Source organism: Corynebacterium comes (assembly GCF_009734405.1).
In the GTDB taxonomy this organism is placed as follows: Bacteria; Actinomycetota; Actinomycetes; order Mycobacteriales; family Mycobacteriaceae; genus Corynebacterium; species Corynebacterium comes.
On sequence record NZ_CP046453.1, the window covers coordinates 831,655 to 847,528 of the forward strand.

Here is a 15,874-nt window from a genome sequence, read left to right on the forward strand (position 1 = left end):
GACTCCCGCGATGCTCGCCGGCCTGCTCAAGGTCGCTGCGACGGATCCCAAACTCAAGGGCATGACGGCCAACGTCGGTGTGCGTCGGCTCCACCTGACGGGCATCGACCAGGTGCGCCCCTGGGCGGTGGGGACGCTGGCGCACCATGCGCCGGTGCTGCTGGTCACCGCGACCGGCCGTGAGGCCGAGGATCTCACTGCTGAGCTGCGCGCCATGCTGGGGGAGAAGGTCGTGTGGTTCCCCTCCTGGGAGACCCTGCCGCACGAAAGACTGAGCCCCGGCGTGGACACCATCGGTCAGCGGGCGCGCGTGCTGGACCTGCTTTCCGGGAACTCGGTCTCGGTCGTGGTCACCGCCGCGCGAGGTTTCTGCCAGCCTGTCCTCGAATCCGTCGAGGGCCGGGAGCCCGTCCGTCTGCGGGAGGGGGCGGAGTACGACTTCTCCGGGCTGATAGAGCAGCTGGTCTTCCGGGCCTACAGCAACGTGGACATGGTCGCCCGGCGGGGTGAGTTCGCCACCCGCGGCGGCATCCTGGATGTCTTCCCCACCACCGCGGATCACCCCGTGCGGGTGGAGTTCTGGGGCGACGAGATCACCGACATCCGGCAGTTCTCCGTCGCCGACCAGCGCACGAACCCGGACGTGGAGGTCGGCCCGGTGGACATCTACCCGGCCCGTGAACTGCCCATCACCGGGGCCATCGCTGCGCGCGCCGGCGAACTGGTGGTCAAGCACCCCGGTAACGCGACCCTGGTGGAACTGCTGACGAAGATCTCCGACCGCATCCCCGCGGACGGGATGGAGGCGCTGATCCCGGCGCTCGTCGATACGCGGATGGTCACGCTTCCGGAGCTGATGCCCGAGGGCACCCACATTGTGCTGGTGGGGCCGGAGAAGATCCGGACCCGCATCGCCGACCTGGAGGCCACCGACGCGGAGTTCCTCGCCGCCGGCTGGGAGGCCGCCGCGATGGGCGCGTCCGGTCCCGTCGCCGCGGAGGGTCTGGACCTGGAGGCCTCCTCCTACCGCTCCTACGACTCCCTCCGGATCACGGCCGAGAAGTCCGGTCTGCCGTGGTGGACCTTCTCACCGACCGGGATGTTCGAGGCCGACGAGTCCGACATCCTGCCCCTGGACTTCGAGCCCGGCCCCACCCCGCGTGGCGACGCCACCCAGATCGCCGAGATGATGTCCCTCCTGCTCGCGCACACCTCCGCCGGTGGCCGCGCCGCCTTCATCGCGCCTGCCCAGGGTGCGATCAAACGCATGGTGGAGCGTTTCGCCGAGGCCGGCATCCCGGCGAAGGTGGCCGACCCCGGCTGGGAGCCCTCGCCCGGCGAGGTCACCCTCTACCAGGCATTCAGCCACGCAGGCGTGGTCTTCCCGAAGGTCCGCAAGCACCGCGACGCCGAGGCACTGCCGTTGGTGGTGATCACCGAGACCGACCTGACGGGAAACCGGGTGGGGGACATCGCCGGCGCCAAGCGGCGCCCCGCGCGCCGCCGCAACCGCGTCGACCCGCTGGCGCTGAAGACCGGTGATTTCGTCGTCCACGAGACCCACGGCATCGGCCGCTTCCTCAAGATGGCGGAGCGGACGATCCGCGCGGGCGACGAGACGTCGAGACGCGAGTACATCGTCCTCGAGTACGCCCCCGGCAAGCGCGGCCAGCCCGCGGACCAGCTGTGGGTGCCCATGGATTCCCTCGAGCTGCTGAGCAAGTACTCCGGCGGCGAATCGCCGACCCTGTCGAAGATGGGCGGCTCCGACTGGAAGAACACCAAGAAGAAGGCACGCGCCGCGGTCCGGGAGATCGCCGGCGAACTCGTCGAGCTCTATGCCAAGCGACAGGCCGCTCCCGGACACCCCTTCGCCCCGGACACCCCGTGGCAGAAGGAGATGGAGGACAACTTCCCCTTCGTCGAGACCGAGGACCAGATGCTCGCCATCGATGCGGTCAAGGAGGACATGGAGGCCCATGTCCCCATGGACCGGGTCATCGTCGGCGACGTCGGCTACGGCAAGACCGAGGTCGCCGTGCGCGCCGCCTTCAAGGCCGTCCAGGACGGCCGGCAGGTCGCCGTGCTCGTTCCCACTACCCTGCTGGCACAGCAGCACCAGTCCACCTTCGAGGAGCGCATGGCGGGCTTCCCCGTTACCATCCGCGGGCTCTCCCGTTTCACCTCCACCGCGGAGTCGAAGGAGGTCCTCGCGGGGCTCGCCGACGGGTCGGTGGACATCGTCATCGGCACCCACCGCATCCTGCAGACCGGCGTCCACTGGAAGAACCTCGGACTGATCGTCGTGGATGAGGAACAGCGCTTCGGCGTCGAGCACAAGGAGCACATCAAGGCCCTGCGCACGAACGTCGACGTCCTCACCATGTCCGCCACGCCCATCCCGCGCACCCTGGAGATGTCGATGGCCGGCATCCGCGAGATGACCACCATCCTCACCCCGCCCGAGGACCGCCACCCGGTCCTCACCTATGTGGGCGCCCAGGAGGACAAGCAGATCGCCGCCTCCATCCGCCGTGAGCTGCTTCGCGACGGCCAGGTCTTCTTCATCCACAACAAGGTCGCCGACATCGAGAAGAAGGCCAGTGAACTGCGCGACCTGGTGCCCGAGGCACGCATCGTCGTCGCCCACGGCCAGATGTCCGAAGAGCTGCTGGAACAGACCGTCCAGGGCTTCTGGGACCGTGAATACGACGTCCTCGTGTGCACCACGATCGTCGAGACCGGCCTGGACATCGCCAACGCCAACACCCTGATCGTCGAGAACGCCCACCACATGGGCCTGTCGCAGCTGCACCAGCTGCGCGGCCGCGTCGGACGTTCCCGCGAGCGCGGCTACGCCTACTTCCTCTACCCCAAGGGCGCCACCCTCACCGAGGCCTCCTACGACCGTCTGGCCACCATCGCCCAGCACAATGATCTCGGTGCGGGCATGGCTGTCGCGATGAAGGACCTGGAGATGCGCGGCGCCGGCAACGTCCTCGGCGCCCAGCAGTCCGGTCACATCGCCGGCGTGGGCTTCGACCTCTACGTCCGCCTCGTCGGCGAGGCCGTCGAGGCCTTCAAGGCGCTGGCGAAGGGGGAGGCTCTCGACGCCACGGACCAGGGGCCGAAGGAAATCCGCATCGACCTGCCCGTCGACGCCCACATCCCCGAGTCCTACATCAACTCCGAACGCCTACGCCTCGAGGTCTACCGCAAGCTCGCGGCCTCGCAGAACGACACCGACCTCCAGCTTGCCGTCGAGGAGATGGAGGACCGCTTCGGCCCCGTCCCCGAAGTCGTGTCCCGCCTGCTCGCCGTCGCCCGTCTGCGTCACCAGGCCCGGCGCGCCGGGGTCTCCGAGATCATCGTCCAGGGCACCCGCATCAAGGTCGGCTCCGTCGAGCTGCCGGACTCGAAGCAGGTCCGCCTCAAGCGCCTCTACCCGGGTTCGAGCTACCGCGCCGCCGCCCAGGCGATCCAGCTGTCCTTCCCCAAGGCCGGCCGCGGCGCCGGGCAGCCGAACCTCCGCGACGTCGAACTCATCCAGTGGATGGCAGGCTTCATCTCCGCCATGTTCGACATCCCCGAGGTGGACGTCTCCGGGGGCGCCACAAAGGAACCCGACGCCCCGAAGAAGCAGGTGTTCAGCGTCAGCGAGTAGGGCCTACTCCCCGAGCCCCGGCTGGCCGATGGCGATCATGCGCTCCAGCGAGGCGCGGGCCGCGTCGGCGGTGTCGGCGGGGACGTCGACCTCGTCCGTGCCGAGGGCGAGCGCGCGGAGGAGGGCGGCGGGGGTGATCATCTTCATGTAGGAGCAGGACGCGCGGTCGTTGACGGCCCGGAAGTCGATCTCCGGGGCGGCCTTGCGCAACTGGTGGAGCATGCCGATCTCGGTGGCGACGAGGACGGTGCCGGAACCCTGGCGGCCGGCGGCGTCGAGCATCTGCCCGGTGGACAGCATGTGCACGCGCTCCGGGTCAACGATGCCCTCACCGGCGAGGTAGATCGCGGAGTTGGCGCAGCCGCACTCGGGGTGGATGTAGAGGTCTGCCTCCGGGTTCTCCTCGGCGCGACGCGCGAGCTCGGGGCCGCTGATGCCTGCGTGGACGTGGCATTCGCCGGCCCAGATGTGGATGTTGTCGCGGCCGGTCTCACGCTTGACGTGGGCGCCGAGGAACTGGTCGGGGTTGAACAGGATCTCCTTGTCGGCCGGCAGCGAGTTGACGACGTCGACGGCGTTGGAGGAGGTGCAGCAGACGTCGGTGAGCGCCTTCACGTCGGCGGTGGTGTTGACGTAGGAGACGACGAGGGCGCCGGGGTGCTCGGCCTTCCACTCGGTGAGCTGCTCGGCGGTAATGGAGTCCGCCAGCGAGCAACCTGCCCGCTCATCGGGGATGAGGACCGTCTTTTCGGGGGAGAGGATCTTGGCGGATTCGGCCATGAAGTGGACGCCGCAGAAGACGATGACCTCGGCGTCGGTCTCCGCCGCGATGCGGGAGAGTCCGAGAGAGTCGCCGGTGTAGTCGGCGATGTCCTGGATCTCCGGGATCTGGTAGTTGTGGGCGAGAATCACGGCGTTGCGCTCGGCGGCGAGTCGCCTGATCTCGGCCGCCCACTCATCGTCGGCCTCGATACCGGACCAGCCTTCGGGGCCGTCGACGACCTTGTGGAGCAGCGGCGATGCGAGCGGGGACAGTTTATGAGCCACGATTTCTCCTTTTGACCCTGGTTTGACGGGACAAGTATCCCAGACAAACGTGGTGCAGACGAAATACGCTCTCACCCGCGCGTGCGGGATCCGGGGATCAGAGGCTGAGGGTACCCTGCGTCAGTCCCCAGACAGCGGCAGCTGATGCAGTGAACAGCAGCGCCACGAACGCCCACTCGAAGGTGTTGAAGACGCGTTCGTTGGCCTGCAGTCGGGTCCACACGTAGGGGATCAGCCCCGGAAGGACGGCGAGTGCGCCGAAGAGCAGATAGGTGAGGTCGGCGGCGTAGAAGAGCCAGCCGGCGTAGACCAGGGCGAGGACGCCGACGGCCAGGTGCCTCCGGTTGTCGCGGGTGGAGACGGTGGGGCCGCTGTCGTCGAAGAGTTTTCCGGCGTGGGGATGCGCGATGCCCCGTCCACGTGCGGCGAGAAGCGTCAGATACAGGGCCGAGAAGAGGTAGGGCACGAGATAGAGCACCGTCGCCAACTGCACCATGGAGATGTAGGCCGTCTCGTTGAGGAAGAAGACCACCACGGTGATCTGGATGACCACGCTGGAGGCGAGCTGGGCGGCCCAGGGGGCGCCGGCGATGTTGACGGCGCCGAAGCGGCGGGGCAGCAGGCCGTCGAAAGCCATCATCGCCACGGGCTCAGCGCACAGCATCTGCCAGGAGACGTAGGCGCCCAGGACGGACAGGCACAGCCCCAGCGAGATGAGTGCCGCGCCCCAGGGTCCGACGACCACCTCGAGGACGGATGCCATGGAGTTGTCGGGTAATGCGGCCAGCTCCTCCTGGGTGAGCACTCCGTAGGAGAGGGTGGACACGCTGACCAGGAGCGCCAGGACGGTGAGGAAGCCGATGATCGTGGCCCGGCCGACGTCGCGACGCGAGCGGGCCTGCTTGGAGTACACGGAGGCCCCCTCGATGCCGATGAACACCCATACGGTGAACAGCATGATGCCCTGGACCTGATCGAAGACGGACCCGGTCGAACCGTCGGCCGACCAGAGGTCCAGGGTGAAGCGGTCCCAGCTGAAACCGAGGAAGGCCACCAGGATGATGAACGCGCCGATGGGCAGCAGCTTGGCCACGGTGGTCACGGCGTTCATGAAGGCGGCCTGTTTCACTCCCCGGGAGAGCACGGCGAAGATGGTCCACGTCATGGCGGAGACGGCCACCGCCGTGGCGACAGGGTGGTCGGGTCCGAAGATCGGCACGTAATGACCGATCGTGTTGAAGAAGAGGGTGGCGTAGCCGACCTGGGCGATCACGGAGCCGAGCCAGTAACCCCAGCCGGAGGAGAAACCGATGTAGTCCCCGAGTCCGGCCCGGACGTAGGAGTACACGCCGGCGTCGAGATGCGGCCTGCGCACGGCGAGGATCTGGAACACAAAGGCGATGGCGAGCATGCCGACGCCGGAGAGGACCCAACCGATGAGCATCGCGCCCGGTCCGGCCGCCGATGCGACGTTCTGGGGGAGGGAGAATATTCCGGAGCCGACGGTCGAGCCGATGATCAGGGCCACCAGGCTCCACATGGTCACGGTGTGCGTGCGGTTGGTCGTCACGTGTCCACCGTAATGCGCCGCCGGCCGCGGAAGGAAGCGGGGGATTTAGGATGGGCACCATGACTGTGCTGCTTCTCGACGACCGCTGGCCCTCCCTCATCCCCCTCGAGGCGCACGGGCGGCTCGGTGGCCCGGTGGAGTTCACGGAGGAGGTGCCCGTCCGGGTCCGCTGGAACTTCAGCGACCTGGTGGCCGCCGAAGGGCCCGGGGTGCTGGTGAGCACCAACGGGTCCGACCCCCGGGTGGTCTCGCGTATCCACGCCGGCGAGCCCCTCATCGTCGCGGAGTCCCGGCAGGATCCGGTGCGCCAGGCGGTGCAGGTGATGGCCAGGGCCTGCACGGTCGGGGAGTGGGAGGCGACGCAGACCCACCGGTCATTGCTGCCGTATCTGGCGGAGGAGTCGCAGGAGTTCGCGGACCAGGTGGTCGCGTGGGAGCGTGACGGGGATGAGCGGGCCCTGCTCGGCGAGCTCGGTGACGTCCTGCTGCAGGTGCTGTTCCACGCTGAGATCGCGGCGCGTCGTGGTGCTTTTGATTTCGGTGAGGTGGCACGCAGCTTCGTCGACAAGCTCCGGTCGCGCTCGCCCTATCTCTTCGACGGGACCAGGGCAGTGGTGCCGGCGGAGGAGCAGGAGCGGTTGTGGGCGATGGGCAAGGCCCGGGAGAAGAAGCTTCCCCCGGGCCGGTAGCGGTGGTTACTGCCGGGACGCGAGGGTGCTGGACAGGTCCGTCAGAATATCCTGGACTTCGTTGATGTTCGAGATGTTCCCCAGGCCCGGGATGGAGCTGCCGGGGAAAAGCTCCGGGTCCTTCTTGACGGTGCCGCATTCGACGGCCTTGTCGGCGATCTGGCCGGCGTACTGGGCGCTTATCAGATAGGTGGCGGGGTCGGTGATGGTCAGCGGCCTGGCCTCATCGCGGATCTGCTTGGCCAGGTCGGAACGGGTGGTGTTGCCGTCGATGCGGAAAGCGGCCTTGAGCGCGGGGTCCACGAGGCTGCAGGGGGCGTCGGCGATGGCCTTGTCGATGGCGCCGAGCTGGGCGGAAGCGGCCGGGGCGAGGCCCACGACGGCGATGGCGGTGACGGCGACGGTGGCGAGGGTACGGCGAATCATGGGGGAGACCTTTCGGAGGGGAAATATAACACTGAAATCATATGTTCCCTGTGGGGCAGATGTGACGTAAGTGGCAACTTGGGGTGAATGGCGGGGGTGGCCATGCCGACGGGGCGGCTGATAATCCGATGCCGTAGGATCGTCCCTCATGAGTGGCGGTGTCAGACGAGTGACCGGTTGTGGCCTGGGTGTGGTGCTGGCGATCATCATGGTCATCTCCCTGATCGGATGGTTGCTGTCCTTCCTGGACATCTCCGGACCCACCCGCCAGCTCCAGCCGGTCCCGGACAACGTGCCGCCCGCCGCCGGCGCGGAGGTGCCCGGCATCGACGTCCAGACCCCCGGCCGCACCAGCGACAAACTGAGCTTCTGGTCGGAGTCACTGGCTGAGGGCACCGGCATCCCCGGCCCGGCGCTGCGTGCCTACGGCAATGCCGAGCTCATCGCGCAGGACGCGTGGCCCGACTGCAACCTGAGGTGGAACACCCTCGCCGGCCTCGGCTGGGTGGAGTCGCGGCACGGCACCTACTCGGGCAACTATTTCGACCGCAGCAGCATCAACGAGCTCGGCTTCGCGGAGCCCAAGATCATTGGCATCCCCCTGGACGGCGGCCCCGGCGTGGCGGAGATCCGGGACACCGAGGGCGGACTCCTCGACGGTGACGCAGAGTTCGACCGCGCCGTCGGCCCCATGCAGTTCATCCCGGAATCGTGGAAGCGTTTCGGCCGCGACGCCAACGGCGACGGTGTGGCGGATCCCCACCAGATCGACGACGCCGCACTCGGCGCCGCGAATCTCCTGTGCAACGGCGGACGGGACCTGTCGACGCCGGAGGGCTGGAGTGCGGCCGTCTACTCCTACAACCGCTCCGAGCAGTATCTGATCGACGTCCGTGACGCCGCCGCGTCCTACGCGCTGAACCAGCCCGCGCGATAGGGGGTGGGACGGGGTTCCCCGGAACACAGGTGTTGGTGGCCCCTCGCCGTGGGTTTTCTGGAACAATTGGCTGCGGGCGCGTGGGTTCCGCGCGCAACGCTGACGTATGCACACCTCAAAATGGCTATAGGAGGCCCCAAGTGGCTGACATCATTCACGTTTTCGCCCGAGAGATCATGGATTCCCGTGGCAACCCCACCGTCGAGGCGGGCGTCGTGCTCGATGACGGCACCCTCGCCACCGCCGGCGTCCCCTCCGGCGCCTCCACCGGCGTCCACGAGGCACACGAGCTGCGTGACGGCGGCGACCGCTACATGGGCAAGGGTGTGCTGAAGGCTGTCGAGAACGTCAACGAGGAGATCGCTGACGAGCTGGCGGGCCTCGAGGCCGACGACCAGCGTCTCATCGACATGGTCATGCTGGAGCTGGACGGCACCGACAACAAGTCCCGTCTGGGCGCCAACGCCATCCTGGGTGTGTCCATGGCCGTCGCCCGCGCTGCATCCGAGTCCGCCGGTCTGCCGCTGTACCGCTACATCGGCGGCCCGAACGCCCACGTGCTGCCGGTCCCGATGATGAACATCATCAACGGTGGCGCACACGCCGACTCAGGCGTCGACGTCCAGGAATTCATGATCGCCCCGATCGGCTTCGACTCCTTCTCTGAGGCCCTGCGCGCAGGCGCCGAGGTCTACCACACCCTCAAGGGCGTCATCAAGGAGAAGGGCCTGTCCACCGGTCTGGGCGATGAGGGCGGTTTTGCCCCTTCCGTCGACTCCACCCGGGCAGCTCTCGACCTCATTATTGAGGCCATCAAGAAGGCCGGCTTCGAGCCGGGCAAGGACGTCGCCCTCGCGCTGGACGTCGCCTCCTCCGAGTTCTTCCGGGACGGCAAGTACCACTTCGAGGGTGGCGAGCTCACGGCCGAGGAGATGGCCGCGATCTACGGGGACCTGGTCAACGAGTACCCGATCGTCTCCATCGAGGACCCGCTGCAGGAGGACGACTGGGAGGGCTACGTCGCCCTCACCGCCGCGATCGGCGACAAGGTTCAGATCGTCGGCGATGACCTCTTCGTCACCAACCCGGCCCGTCTCCAGGAGGGCATCGAGAAGAAGGCCGCCAACTCCATCCTCGTCAAGGTCAACCAGATCGGTACCCTCACCGAGACCCTGGACGCCGTCGACATGGCCCACCGCGCCGGTTACACCTCCATGATGTCCCACCGTTCCGGTGAGACCGAGGACACCACCATCGCTGACCTGGCAGTCGCACTGAACTGCGGCCAGATCAAGACCGGTGCACCGGCCCGTTCCGACCGTGTGGCCAAGTACAACCAGCTCCTGCGCATCGAGCAGGAGCTCGGGGAGGCTGCCGTCTACGCCGGCCGCTCCGCTTTCCCGCGCTTCAAGTAGCATTCCGCTTCTCGACGCCCCGGCTGCCCCGCGCAGCCGGGGCGTCGGCGTTGATGGCCTATCATCGGAAGAACTATGGCGCCTGAATCCCGATCCCGCTCCCGGCACACCGTACCGGTCGTCTCTCGTGCCGCCGACAATCAGCCGCGGCGACCTAAGCGACTGAAGGTACGCCTGAGCACCGCCGAGATCGGCGTCCTGGTGCTGGTGACGATCCTCGTCCTCGTCACCATCGCCGTGCCCCTGCGCAATTACTTCCAGGGCCGTTCCGAGATCGCCCGTCTCAACGATTCCGTCGCGGCGAAGCAGATCGAGAAGGATCGGCTGCTCGGAGAAATCGAGAAGTACGAGGACGAGGCCTACATCCGTGAGCAGGCGCGACGTCGGCTGGGGCTCATCGAACCCGGTGAAACCCCCTTCCGTGTCATAGACCCCGGCATGGAGACGGACTCCCGGGTGACCACCTCCGCCGAGGACCTGGTGGCGGAGTTGAGCTGGTACGAGATCCTGTGGGATTCCATCGCAACCCCGCCCGCAGACGACCCCGGCGGCGTGCTCATGGAAGAATGATCGCCATGACTGTCAACAATGCAGATCTGGCGGCCGTCGAGAAGCAGCTTGGACGCGAACCTCGAGGGGTGCTGGAGATCTCCTACCGCACCCCCGATGGCGCTCCCGGTGTGGTGAAGACCTCACCCCGACTTCCCGACGGAACTCCATTCCCCACCTTCTTCTATCTCACCGACCCGCGGCTGACCGCCGAGGCCTCCCGGCTTGAGGTCGCCCACGTGATGAAGTGGATGGAGGGGCGACTGGCCACCGACGAGTCCCTCCAGGCCGACTACCGCGCCGCACACGAGCACTACCTGGCCGAACGCAACGCCATCGAGGACCTGGGCACCGACTTCTCCGGCGGAGGCATGCCCGACCGGGTCAAGTGCCTCCATGTCCTCACCGCCTACGCGCTGGCCGAGGGGCCGGACCGGGTCCGCTTCGGCACCGAGGCTGTGGCCCTCGCCGCAGATCGCGGAGGCCTGCGTGGCACCGCGATCCCCGCCGACTGGCCGACCTGCGAATCGCTGGGCTTCGACGCCCACCAGTTCGACGACCTCTACCAGGAGGCCGCTCAATGACCCGTGTGGCGGCCGTGGACTGCGGCACCAACTCCATCCGTCTGCTCATCTGTGACATCGTGGGCGATACCACACACGAGATCACCCGTACCATGGAGATCGTTCGCCTGGGCCAGGGTGTGGACGCCACAGGCGAACTCGCTCCCGAAGCGATCGAACGCACCCGGGCAGCGCTGCAGCGCTTCGTCGGGATCATGGAGTTCGAGGAGGTCAAGGCCGTCCGTATGGTCGCCACCTCCGCCACCCGTGACGCCAGTAACCGGGACGAGTTCTTCCGGATGACCGCTGAACTCCTCGGCCGTATCACCCCGGGCGCGCAGGCCGAGGTCATCTCCGGTGACGAGGAAGCCGCCCTCTCCTTCCGCGGTGCCATCACCGACCTCGACCCGGAGTCCGGGCCCTTCTGCGTCATCGATCTGGGCGGCGGCTCCACCGAGTTCATCGTCGGTACCGCGGACGGAGAAGTGCTAGGCGCCCACTCCTCACAGATGGGGTGCGTCCGCATCACCGAGCGCATCATGCGTTCCGACCCGCCCACAGAGACCGAGATCGAGATCGCCGCGGAGTACATCGCCGAGCGGCTCGCGGATGTGGTCAAGATCGTCCCCATCGCCAAGGCGAAGACGATCGTCGGCGTGGCCGGCACCTTCACCACTCTCTCCGCACTGGCCCAGGGGCTGGAGACCTATGATCCCCGGGAAATCCACGGCTCCGTCCTGCGCTTCTCCGCCCTGCGCGTGCTCACCCGTGAGGTCAGGAACCTGTCCGCGGAAACCCGCGCGCTCAACCCGGTCGTACACCCCGGGCGTGCCGACGTCCTCGGCGGCGGCAGCGTCGTCGTCGACGGCATCATGGACATGCTGGAGAAGGAGACCACCGCCGACAGCTTCGTCGTCAGTGAGAAAGACATTCTCGACGGCATCGTCGCCGGCCTCGGGGACCTGCTCGGGGTCTGAGCACCGTGCCGCTGACGGTGTTTGTGCGCACATCCTGGATGAGCGCGATCTGCGGGGTCCTGGTGCTGGGCCACCTCCTGGGCACCCAGCCCCGCAGCATTGAGGATCTCGGTCTGCTCTATTTCCTCGCGGGCTACCTCGGAATCGTCGTCGGAGTGGTGGCCGCGGGCTCGGGGGTTCTCAGCTGTGAGGAGATTGTGGCCGAGCGCCTCCAACCCGCTGTCCTCGGGCATATCCTCAGCGTTGCGGCCATCCTGTTCCTGTTCATCCTGACGACGCTTCCCGACGCCACCGGTCTTGAACTCGTCTTCGTTCCCGCCGGCTTCAGCATCGGCCAACTACCGGTGATGTGGGCACTGGTTGCCCGTAGCTACCGGAGCATGTCCTAAACTTGAGGCGCTGTCCTGCAGCAGGCCCCCATAGCCCAATTGGCAGAGGCAGCTGACTTAAAATCAGCAGAGTGTCGGTTCGAGTCCGACTGGGGGCACCATGTGAAGTCTCGCGACATCGTTCCTACGGTGTCGCGAGATTTCTTGTTCCCGGTGCTGGGGAGGAACAGGGACTGTGGTCCCCTCGACTGATTGCGGGTGAAACGATGTTCTCGGATCAGACACGGCCGGGGGACCACGTGAAGGGCCACGGCATTTCCACTTCGCGCCCCCTCAAGACATGGCGACCTGTGGTCCGGGAGGCTTGCGGGGGTGCGAAGTGGAAACACGGAACCGCACGTCGTCGACGCCACCCTCGCGGTCACGGGAGGGACAGTGCGCAACGGCGCACGGGCAGGCCTCAGCGGACGACACACAGAGCCTGCCGCAGACAGTGTGATTACTATCTGCCCTGCTGGAACAGCGACTTCACCCGCGCAGACAGTTCCTCATCCGGTCCGTCCACCTGGATACCCGGGACGACGTCCCCGACAGGGATCGGCGCGACTGGTGACGGCGGGTGACCGAATGCTGAACGCCAGCCGGTGATCTGGGCGGACGACGCCGCGTAGACGATCCTGCCCAGGCCAACCCAGCCGTGGGCGGCAGCGCACATGGGGCAGTGCTCGCCGGAGGTGTAGACGACGGCCCGTGCGCGGCCGTCCGGGGTGAGGTTCTCGGCGGCCCAGCGGGCGATGGCGAATTCCGGGTGGCGGGTGTCGTCGCCTGAAGCGGTGCGGTTGTGGTCTGCGAACAGCTCCGTTCCGTCGCCGGCGACGAGGACGGATCCGTAGGGGTCATTTCCGGTTGCCAGGGCCTGTTCTGCCAGGTCAACGGCTCGGGCCAGCCACTGTTGATCGAGATCGGAGATGGTCATGCCCGTCAGCATAGGTGGGTGACACGCCTGGCATGGGCGCATGCGTATTTTGGGTTTCACTTCCCGTGGCGGCCCGGAGGTTCTCCAGCATGTTGACGTCCCCGCTCCGACACCCGGGAGGGCACCAATGACTTCGAGGTGATCGTCACCGTCAGCGGGCGCGCCCCAGCTCCGCGCCGATCTTCGGCCACAGGCGGCTGAGGATGTCATCCCAGGTGATCACACTGACGCCGTCACCGTTGTCGACGACGACGGCGACCTGCTCGTTGCTGGCGCGCATGCGGTTGAGGGCCTCTGACAGGGTCGTCGACTTGGGCAGGGCCAGGCTCGGGCGGGAGTAGCGGTCGGCGGGGTGCGTGGGGTCGGCCAGGAGTGTGTCGCGGACGTGCACGAGGTGCGGGACGTCAGAACCCGCGTCGATGAGCGCACGCAGCGTGCCGGTGGAGTGGGCCCAGTCCTGGACGTCGGCCACCGTGGAGTCGGCGGGCAGGACCGGTCGTGGGGCGGTGGCGACACCGAGGGTGAGCACGTCGAGGTCGATGACGCCGGAGATCTGGGTGGCGTCGGTGCTGTCGAGCGCGCCCTTGGCACGGGAATGCTCGACAAGGTCCTGCAGCGTCTCGGCGTCATAACCCTTCGCTGCGGCACGTTCGACGGGCTGCTGCCCGGCCCTGGCGACCAGCCTGTTGGCGATGGCGTTGATCCAGACCAGCAGGGGGCGGAAGACGGTGATGAAACCGCGGGCGGGCCGGGCGATGAGGGTCAGTGCCTTCTCCGGGTGTGCGATGGCCCAGGACTTCGGTGCCATCTCGCCGACGACCAGGTGCAGGAACGTCGCGATGAACAGGGCCAGCGCGAAGGCGATCACGTAGGAGGCGGCCTCCGGCAGGGCAGTCGACTTCAGGAGGTCGGCGAGCAGGTGGTGGATCCACGGCTCGGTGATGGCACCCAGGGCGAACGTGGCCACGGTGATGCCCAGCTGCGCGCCGGCCAGCATGATGGTCAGCTCGTTGAGGCTGCGCAGCCCGGCGCGTGCCGACGCCGAGGTGTCCGCCGTCTCCTCGAGGCGGTTGCGGCGGGCGGCCAGCAGGGAGAACTCGATGATCACGAAGAACGCCGAGGCGATGATGATGAGCACGGTCAGGGGGAGAGCGACATACCAGTTCATGATCAGCGATCCTCTTCGATCAGTTCGATGCGGACTTCTGAGGGGACGTGATGGTCCACCTTCTCCACCTTCACGCTGAGTCGGCGCACCGGGGCGCCTTCGCCCTCGACGTAGTCGTCGGGCTCGGCTGCGAGGTCGATCCGGTGGATCTCGCCTTCCTCCACCAGTCCGCCGGTGTGGGCGATGAGCAGTCCGGAGATGGTCACGAACTCACCCCGGGGCAGGTCGTGACCGATGACGCGCTCGATCTCATCCAGTGGCGTGTCGCCGTCGACGAGCCATTCGCCCTCACCGGTGGGGGTGATCTCCTCCGTCTCCTCGGCGTCGTGTTCATCGGTGACGTCGCCGAGAATCTCCTCGGCCAGATCCTCGATGGTGATGATGCCGACGAAGCCGCCGTACTCGTCGATGACGCACGCCAGCTTCTCGTGGGCCGCCTCGAGGGCGTCCACGGCCGAGGGGAGCGGCATCAGTTCGGGGACGACCAGAGCATCGCGCATGAGGCGGGAGACGGGGGTGGCAGCGGGAAGCGCGGTTCCCAGCACGTCCACGAGGTGGACCACCCCGACCGGATCATGGTCGGCATCGACCACGGGATAGCGGGTATGGGCCGTGGTCATGAGCGCGCGGACCTGGCCGATGGTGGTGGAGGGGTCCACCACGTCGGTCCGGGAGCGTGGCACCATCGCATGCTCGACGTTGTACTCGTGGAAATCGAGCAGACGATTCAGGATGAGCGATGTTCCGGTACCCAGGTCGCCGCTCTCGCGGGAGGCGGAGACGATGTGCTCGAGGTCCCTCCTCGTCGCTGTGGAGTCGAGGTCCTCCAGCGGCTCGATGCGGAACAGGCGGAGCAGGGCGTTGGCCGAGACGTCGAAAAGCCTGATCAGCCAGCCGAACAGGAGCATGTACAACGAGGTCGACCTGGCCAGAGCCAGCGAGGATTTCAGCGGGGCGGCGAGGGTGTAGTTCTTCGGGAAGAGCTCACCGAAGATCATCTGCACGACGGTGGCGACGGCCATCGCCAGGACGGTGCCCACGCCGACGGAGACCGCCGTGGACACGCCGACCCCGCCCAGCAGCACGCCGAGCTGGCGGCCCACCAGAGGTTCTGCGGCGAAACCCACGAGAAGCCCGGTGACGGTGATACCCAACTGGGCTCCCGACAGCATGAACGAGGTTCGGTCGGTGACGCCGAGGGCCGTGCGGGCGCGCTTGTCGCCGTCGTCCGCCCGGGCACGGAGAACGGCACGGTCGACGGACATGAAGGCGAATTCCTGGGCGACGAAATAGCCGTTCAGCGAGATCAACACGCCGATGAAGAGGGTTCCGAACAGAAGAGTGACAGCTGCGGTGATCATGCCGTCCCCCTCGCGTGTCTGGCGCTACTGGGACGGTACGAACATTCGGGGGGCTCCATTTCGGAGAGGCCACCATCGCTTTCTGCTGCTTGTCTTCAAGGTGTGGGGGAATTCTACGTGACAATCACTCACCGGGGGAACTAAGCAGACCTTTGTTACGTTGTACGGGGTAGAAAGCACTATAAAAAGAGAAAGGCTCGGGG

Annotated in this window: 14 protein-coding genes and 1 tRNA gene; 9 read left to right on the forward strand and 6 right to left on the reverse strand. The window is 67.0% G+C overall.

The features are described 5' to 3' along the window. Positions 1-10 precede the first annotated feature (10 nt). Positions 11-3,664: a transcription-repair coupling factor gene (gene mfd, locus CETAM_RS04105; protein WP_156229362.1), complete on the forward strand. Its 3,654-nt coding sequence runs from the start codon at positions 11-13 to the stop codon at positions 3,662-3,664. A 3-nt stretch (positions 3,665-3,667) separates the two neighbouring features. Here the strand turns inward: mfd and nadA are convergent, their stop codons facing one another. After that, complete coding sequence (gene nadA / locus CETAM_RS04110; RefSeq protein ID WP_407923964.1) at positions 3,668-4,699, reverse strand: quinolinate synthase NadA; 1,032 nt, start codon at positions 4,697-4,699, stop codon at positions 3,668-3,670. A gap of 109 nt (positions 4,700-4,808) precedes the next feature. Continuing rightward, positions 4,809-6,281, reverse strand: coding sequence for an amino acid permease (locus tag CETAM_RS04115; RefSeq protein WP_156227232.1), 1,473 nt, complete (start codon positions 6,279-6,281; stop codon positions 4,809-4,811). A 59-nt stretch (positions 6,282-6,340) separates the two neighbouring features. Between CETAM_RS04115 and CETAM_RS04120 the strand changes: the two genes are divergently transcribed. After that, entirely contained in the window at positions 6,341-6,970 is a 630-nt protein-coding gene (locus tag CETAM_RS04120) for a MazG nucleotide pyrophosphohydrolase domain-containing protein (RefSeq protein WP_156227234.1), read from the forward strand. Positions 6,971-6,976: 6 nt separating this feature from the next. Here the strand turns inward: CETAM_RS04120 and CETAM_RS04125 are convergent, their stop codons facing one another. Continuing rightward, positions 6,977-7,396, reverse strand: coding sequence for a hypothetical protein (locus CETAM_RS04125; RefSeq protein ID WP_197085791.1), 420 nt, complete (start codon positions 7,394-7,396; stop codon positions 6,977-6,979). Positions 7,397-7,544: 148 nt separating this feature from the next. Between CETAM_RS04125 and CETAM_RS04130 the strand changes: the two genes are divergently transcribed. The 7 genes from CETAM_RS04130 to CETAM_RS04160 all read left to right on the forward strand — a co-directional run bounded on the left by CETAM_RS04130 (position 7,545) and on the right by CETAM_RS04160 (position 12,327). Further along, the gene (locus CETAM_RS04130; RefSeq protein WP_156227238.1) at positions 7,545-8,333 is read left to right on the forward strand and encodes a lytic transglycosylase domain-containing protein; all 789 of its coding nucleotides are present in this window, start codon (positions 7,545-7,547) and stop codon (positions 8,331-8,333) included. A 140-nt stretch (positions 8,334-8,473) separates the two neighbouring features. Next, positions 8,474-9,748, forward strand: a complete 1,275-nt coding sequence (gene eno / locus CETAM_RS04135; protein ID WP_156227240.1) for a phosphopyruvate hydratase — start codon at positions 8,474-8,476, stop codon at positions 9,746-9,748. A gap of 75 nt (positions 9,749-9,823) precedes the next feature. After that, on the forward strand, positions 9,824-10,318 hold the full coding sequence (locus CETAM_RS04140; RefSeq protein WP_156227242.1) for a septum formation initiator family protein: 495 nt from the start codon (positions 9,824-9,826) through the stop codon (positions 10,316-10,318). A gap of 5 nt (positions 10,319-10,323) precedes the next feature. After that, the gene (locus CETAM_RS04145) at positions 10,324-10,881 is read left to right on the forward strand and encodes a DUF501 domain-containing protein (protein WP_156227244.1); all 558 of its coding nucleotides are present in this window, start codon (positions 10,324-10,326) and stop codon (positions 10,879-10,881) included. Further along, positions 10,878-11,837, forward strand: a complete 960-nt coding sequence (locus tag CETAM_RS04150) for a Ppx/GppA phosphatase family protein (protein ID WP_156227246.1) — start codon at positions 10,878-10,880, stop codon at positions 11,835-11,837. The genes CETAM_RS04145 and CETAM_RS04150 overlap by 4 nt, the downstream gene beginning before the upstream one ends. A gap of 23 nt (positions 11,838-11,860) precedes the next feature. Beyond that, complete coding sequence (locus CETAM_RS04155; RefSeq protein ID WP_231587574.1) at positions 11,861-12,226, forward strand: hypothetical protein; 366 nt, start codon at positions 11,861-11,863, stop codon at positions 12,224-12,226. Positions 12,227-12,250: 24 nt separating this feature from the next. After that, a tRNA-Leu gene (locus CETAM_RS04160) sits at positions 12,251-12,327 on the forward strand. 341 nt (positions 12,328-12,668) lie between these two features. Here the strand turns inward: CETAM_RS04160 and CETAM_RS04165 are convergent. From CETAM_RS04165 to CETAM_RS04175, 3 genes are all read right to left on the reverse strand, one after another. Further along, positions 12,669-13,142 (reverse strand): nucleoside deaminase, encoded by a 474-nt coding sequence (locus CETAM_RS04165; protein WP_156227250.1) that lies wholly within the window; start codon positions 13,140-13,142, stop codon positions 12,669-12,671. 151 nt (positions 13,143-13,293) lie between these two features. Further along, positions 13,294-14,313: a CNNM domain-containing protein gene (locus CETAM_RS04170; RefSeq protein ID WP_156227252.1), complete on the reverse strand. Its 1,020-nt coding sequence runs from the start codon at positions 14,311-14,313 to the stop codon at positions 13,294-13,296. After that, positions 14,313-15,671 carry a hemolysin family protein gene (locus CETAM_RS04175; RefSeq protein WP_156227254.1) on the reverse strand — a complete coding sequence of 453 codons (1,359 nt, stop codon included), beginning with the start codon at positions 15,669-15,671 and terminating at the stop codon, positions 14,313-14,315. The genes CETAM_RS04170 and CETAM_RS04175 overlap by 1 nt, the downstream gene beginning before the upstream one ends. Positions 15,672-15,874: the final 203 nt, after the last annotated feature.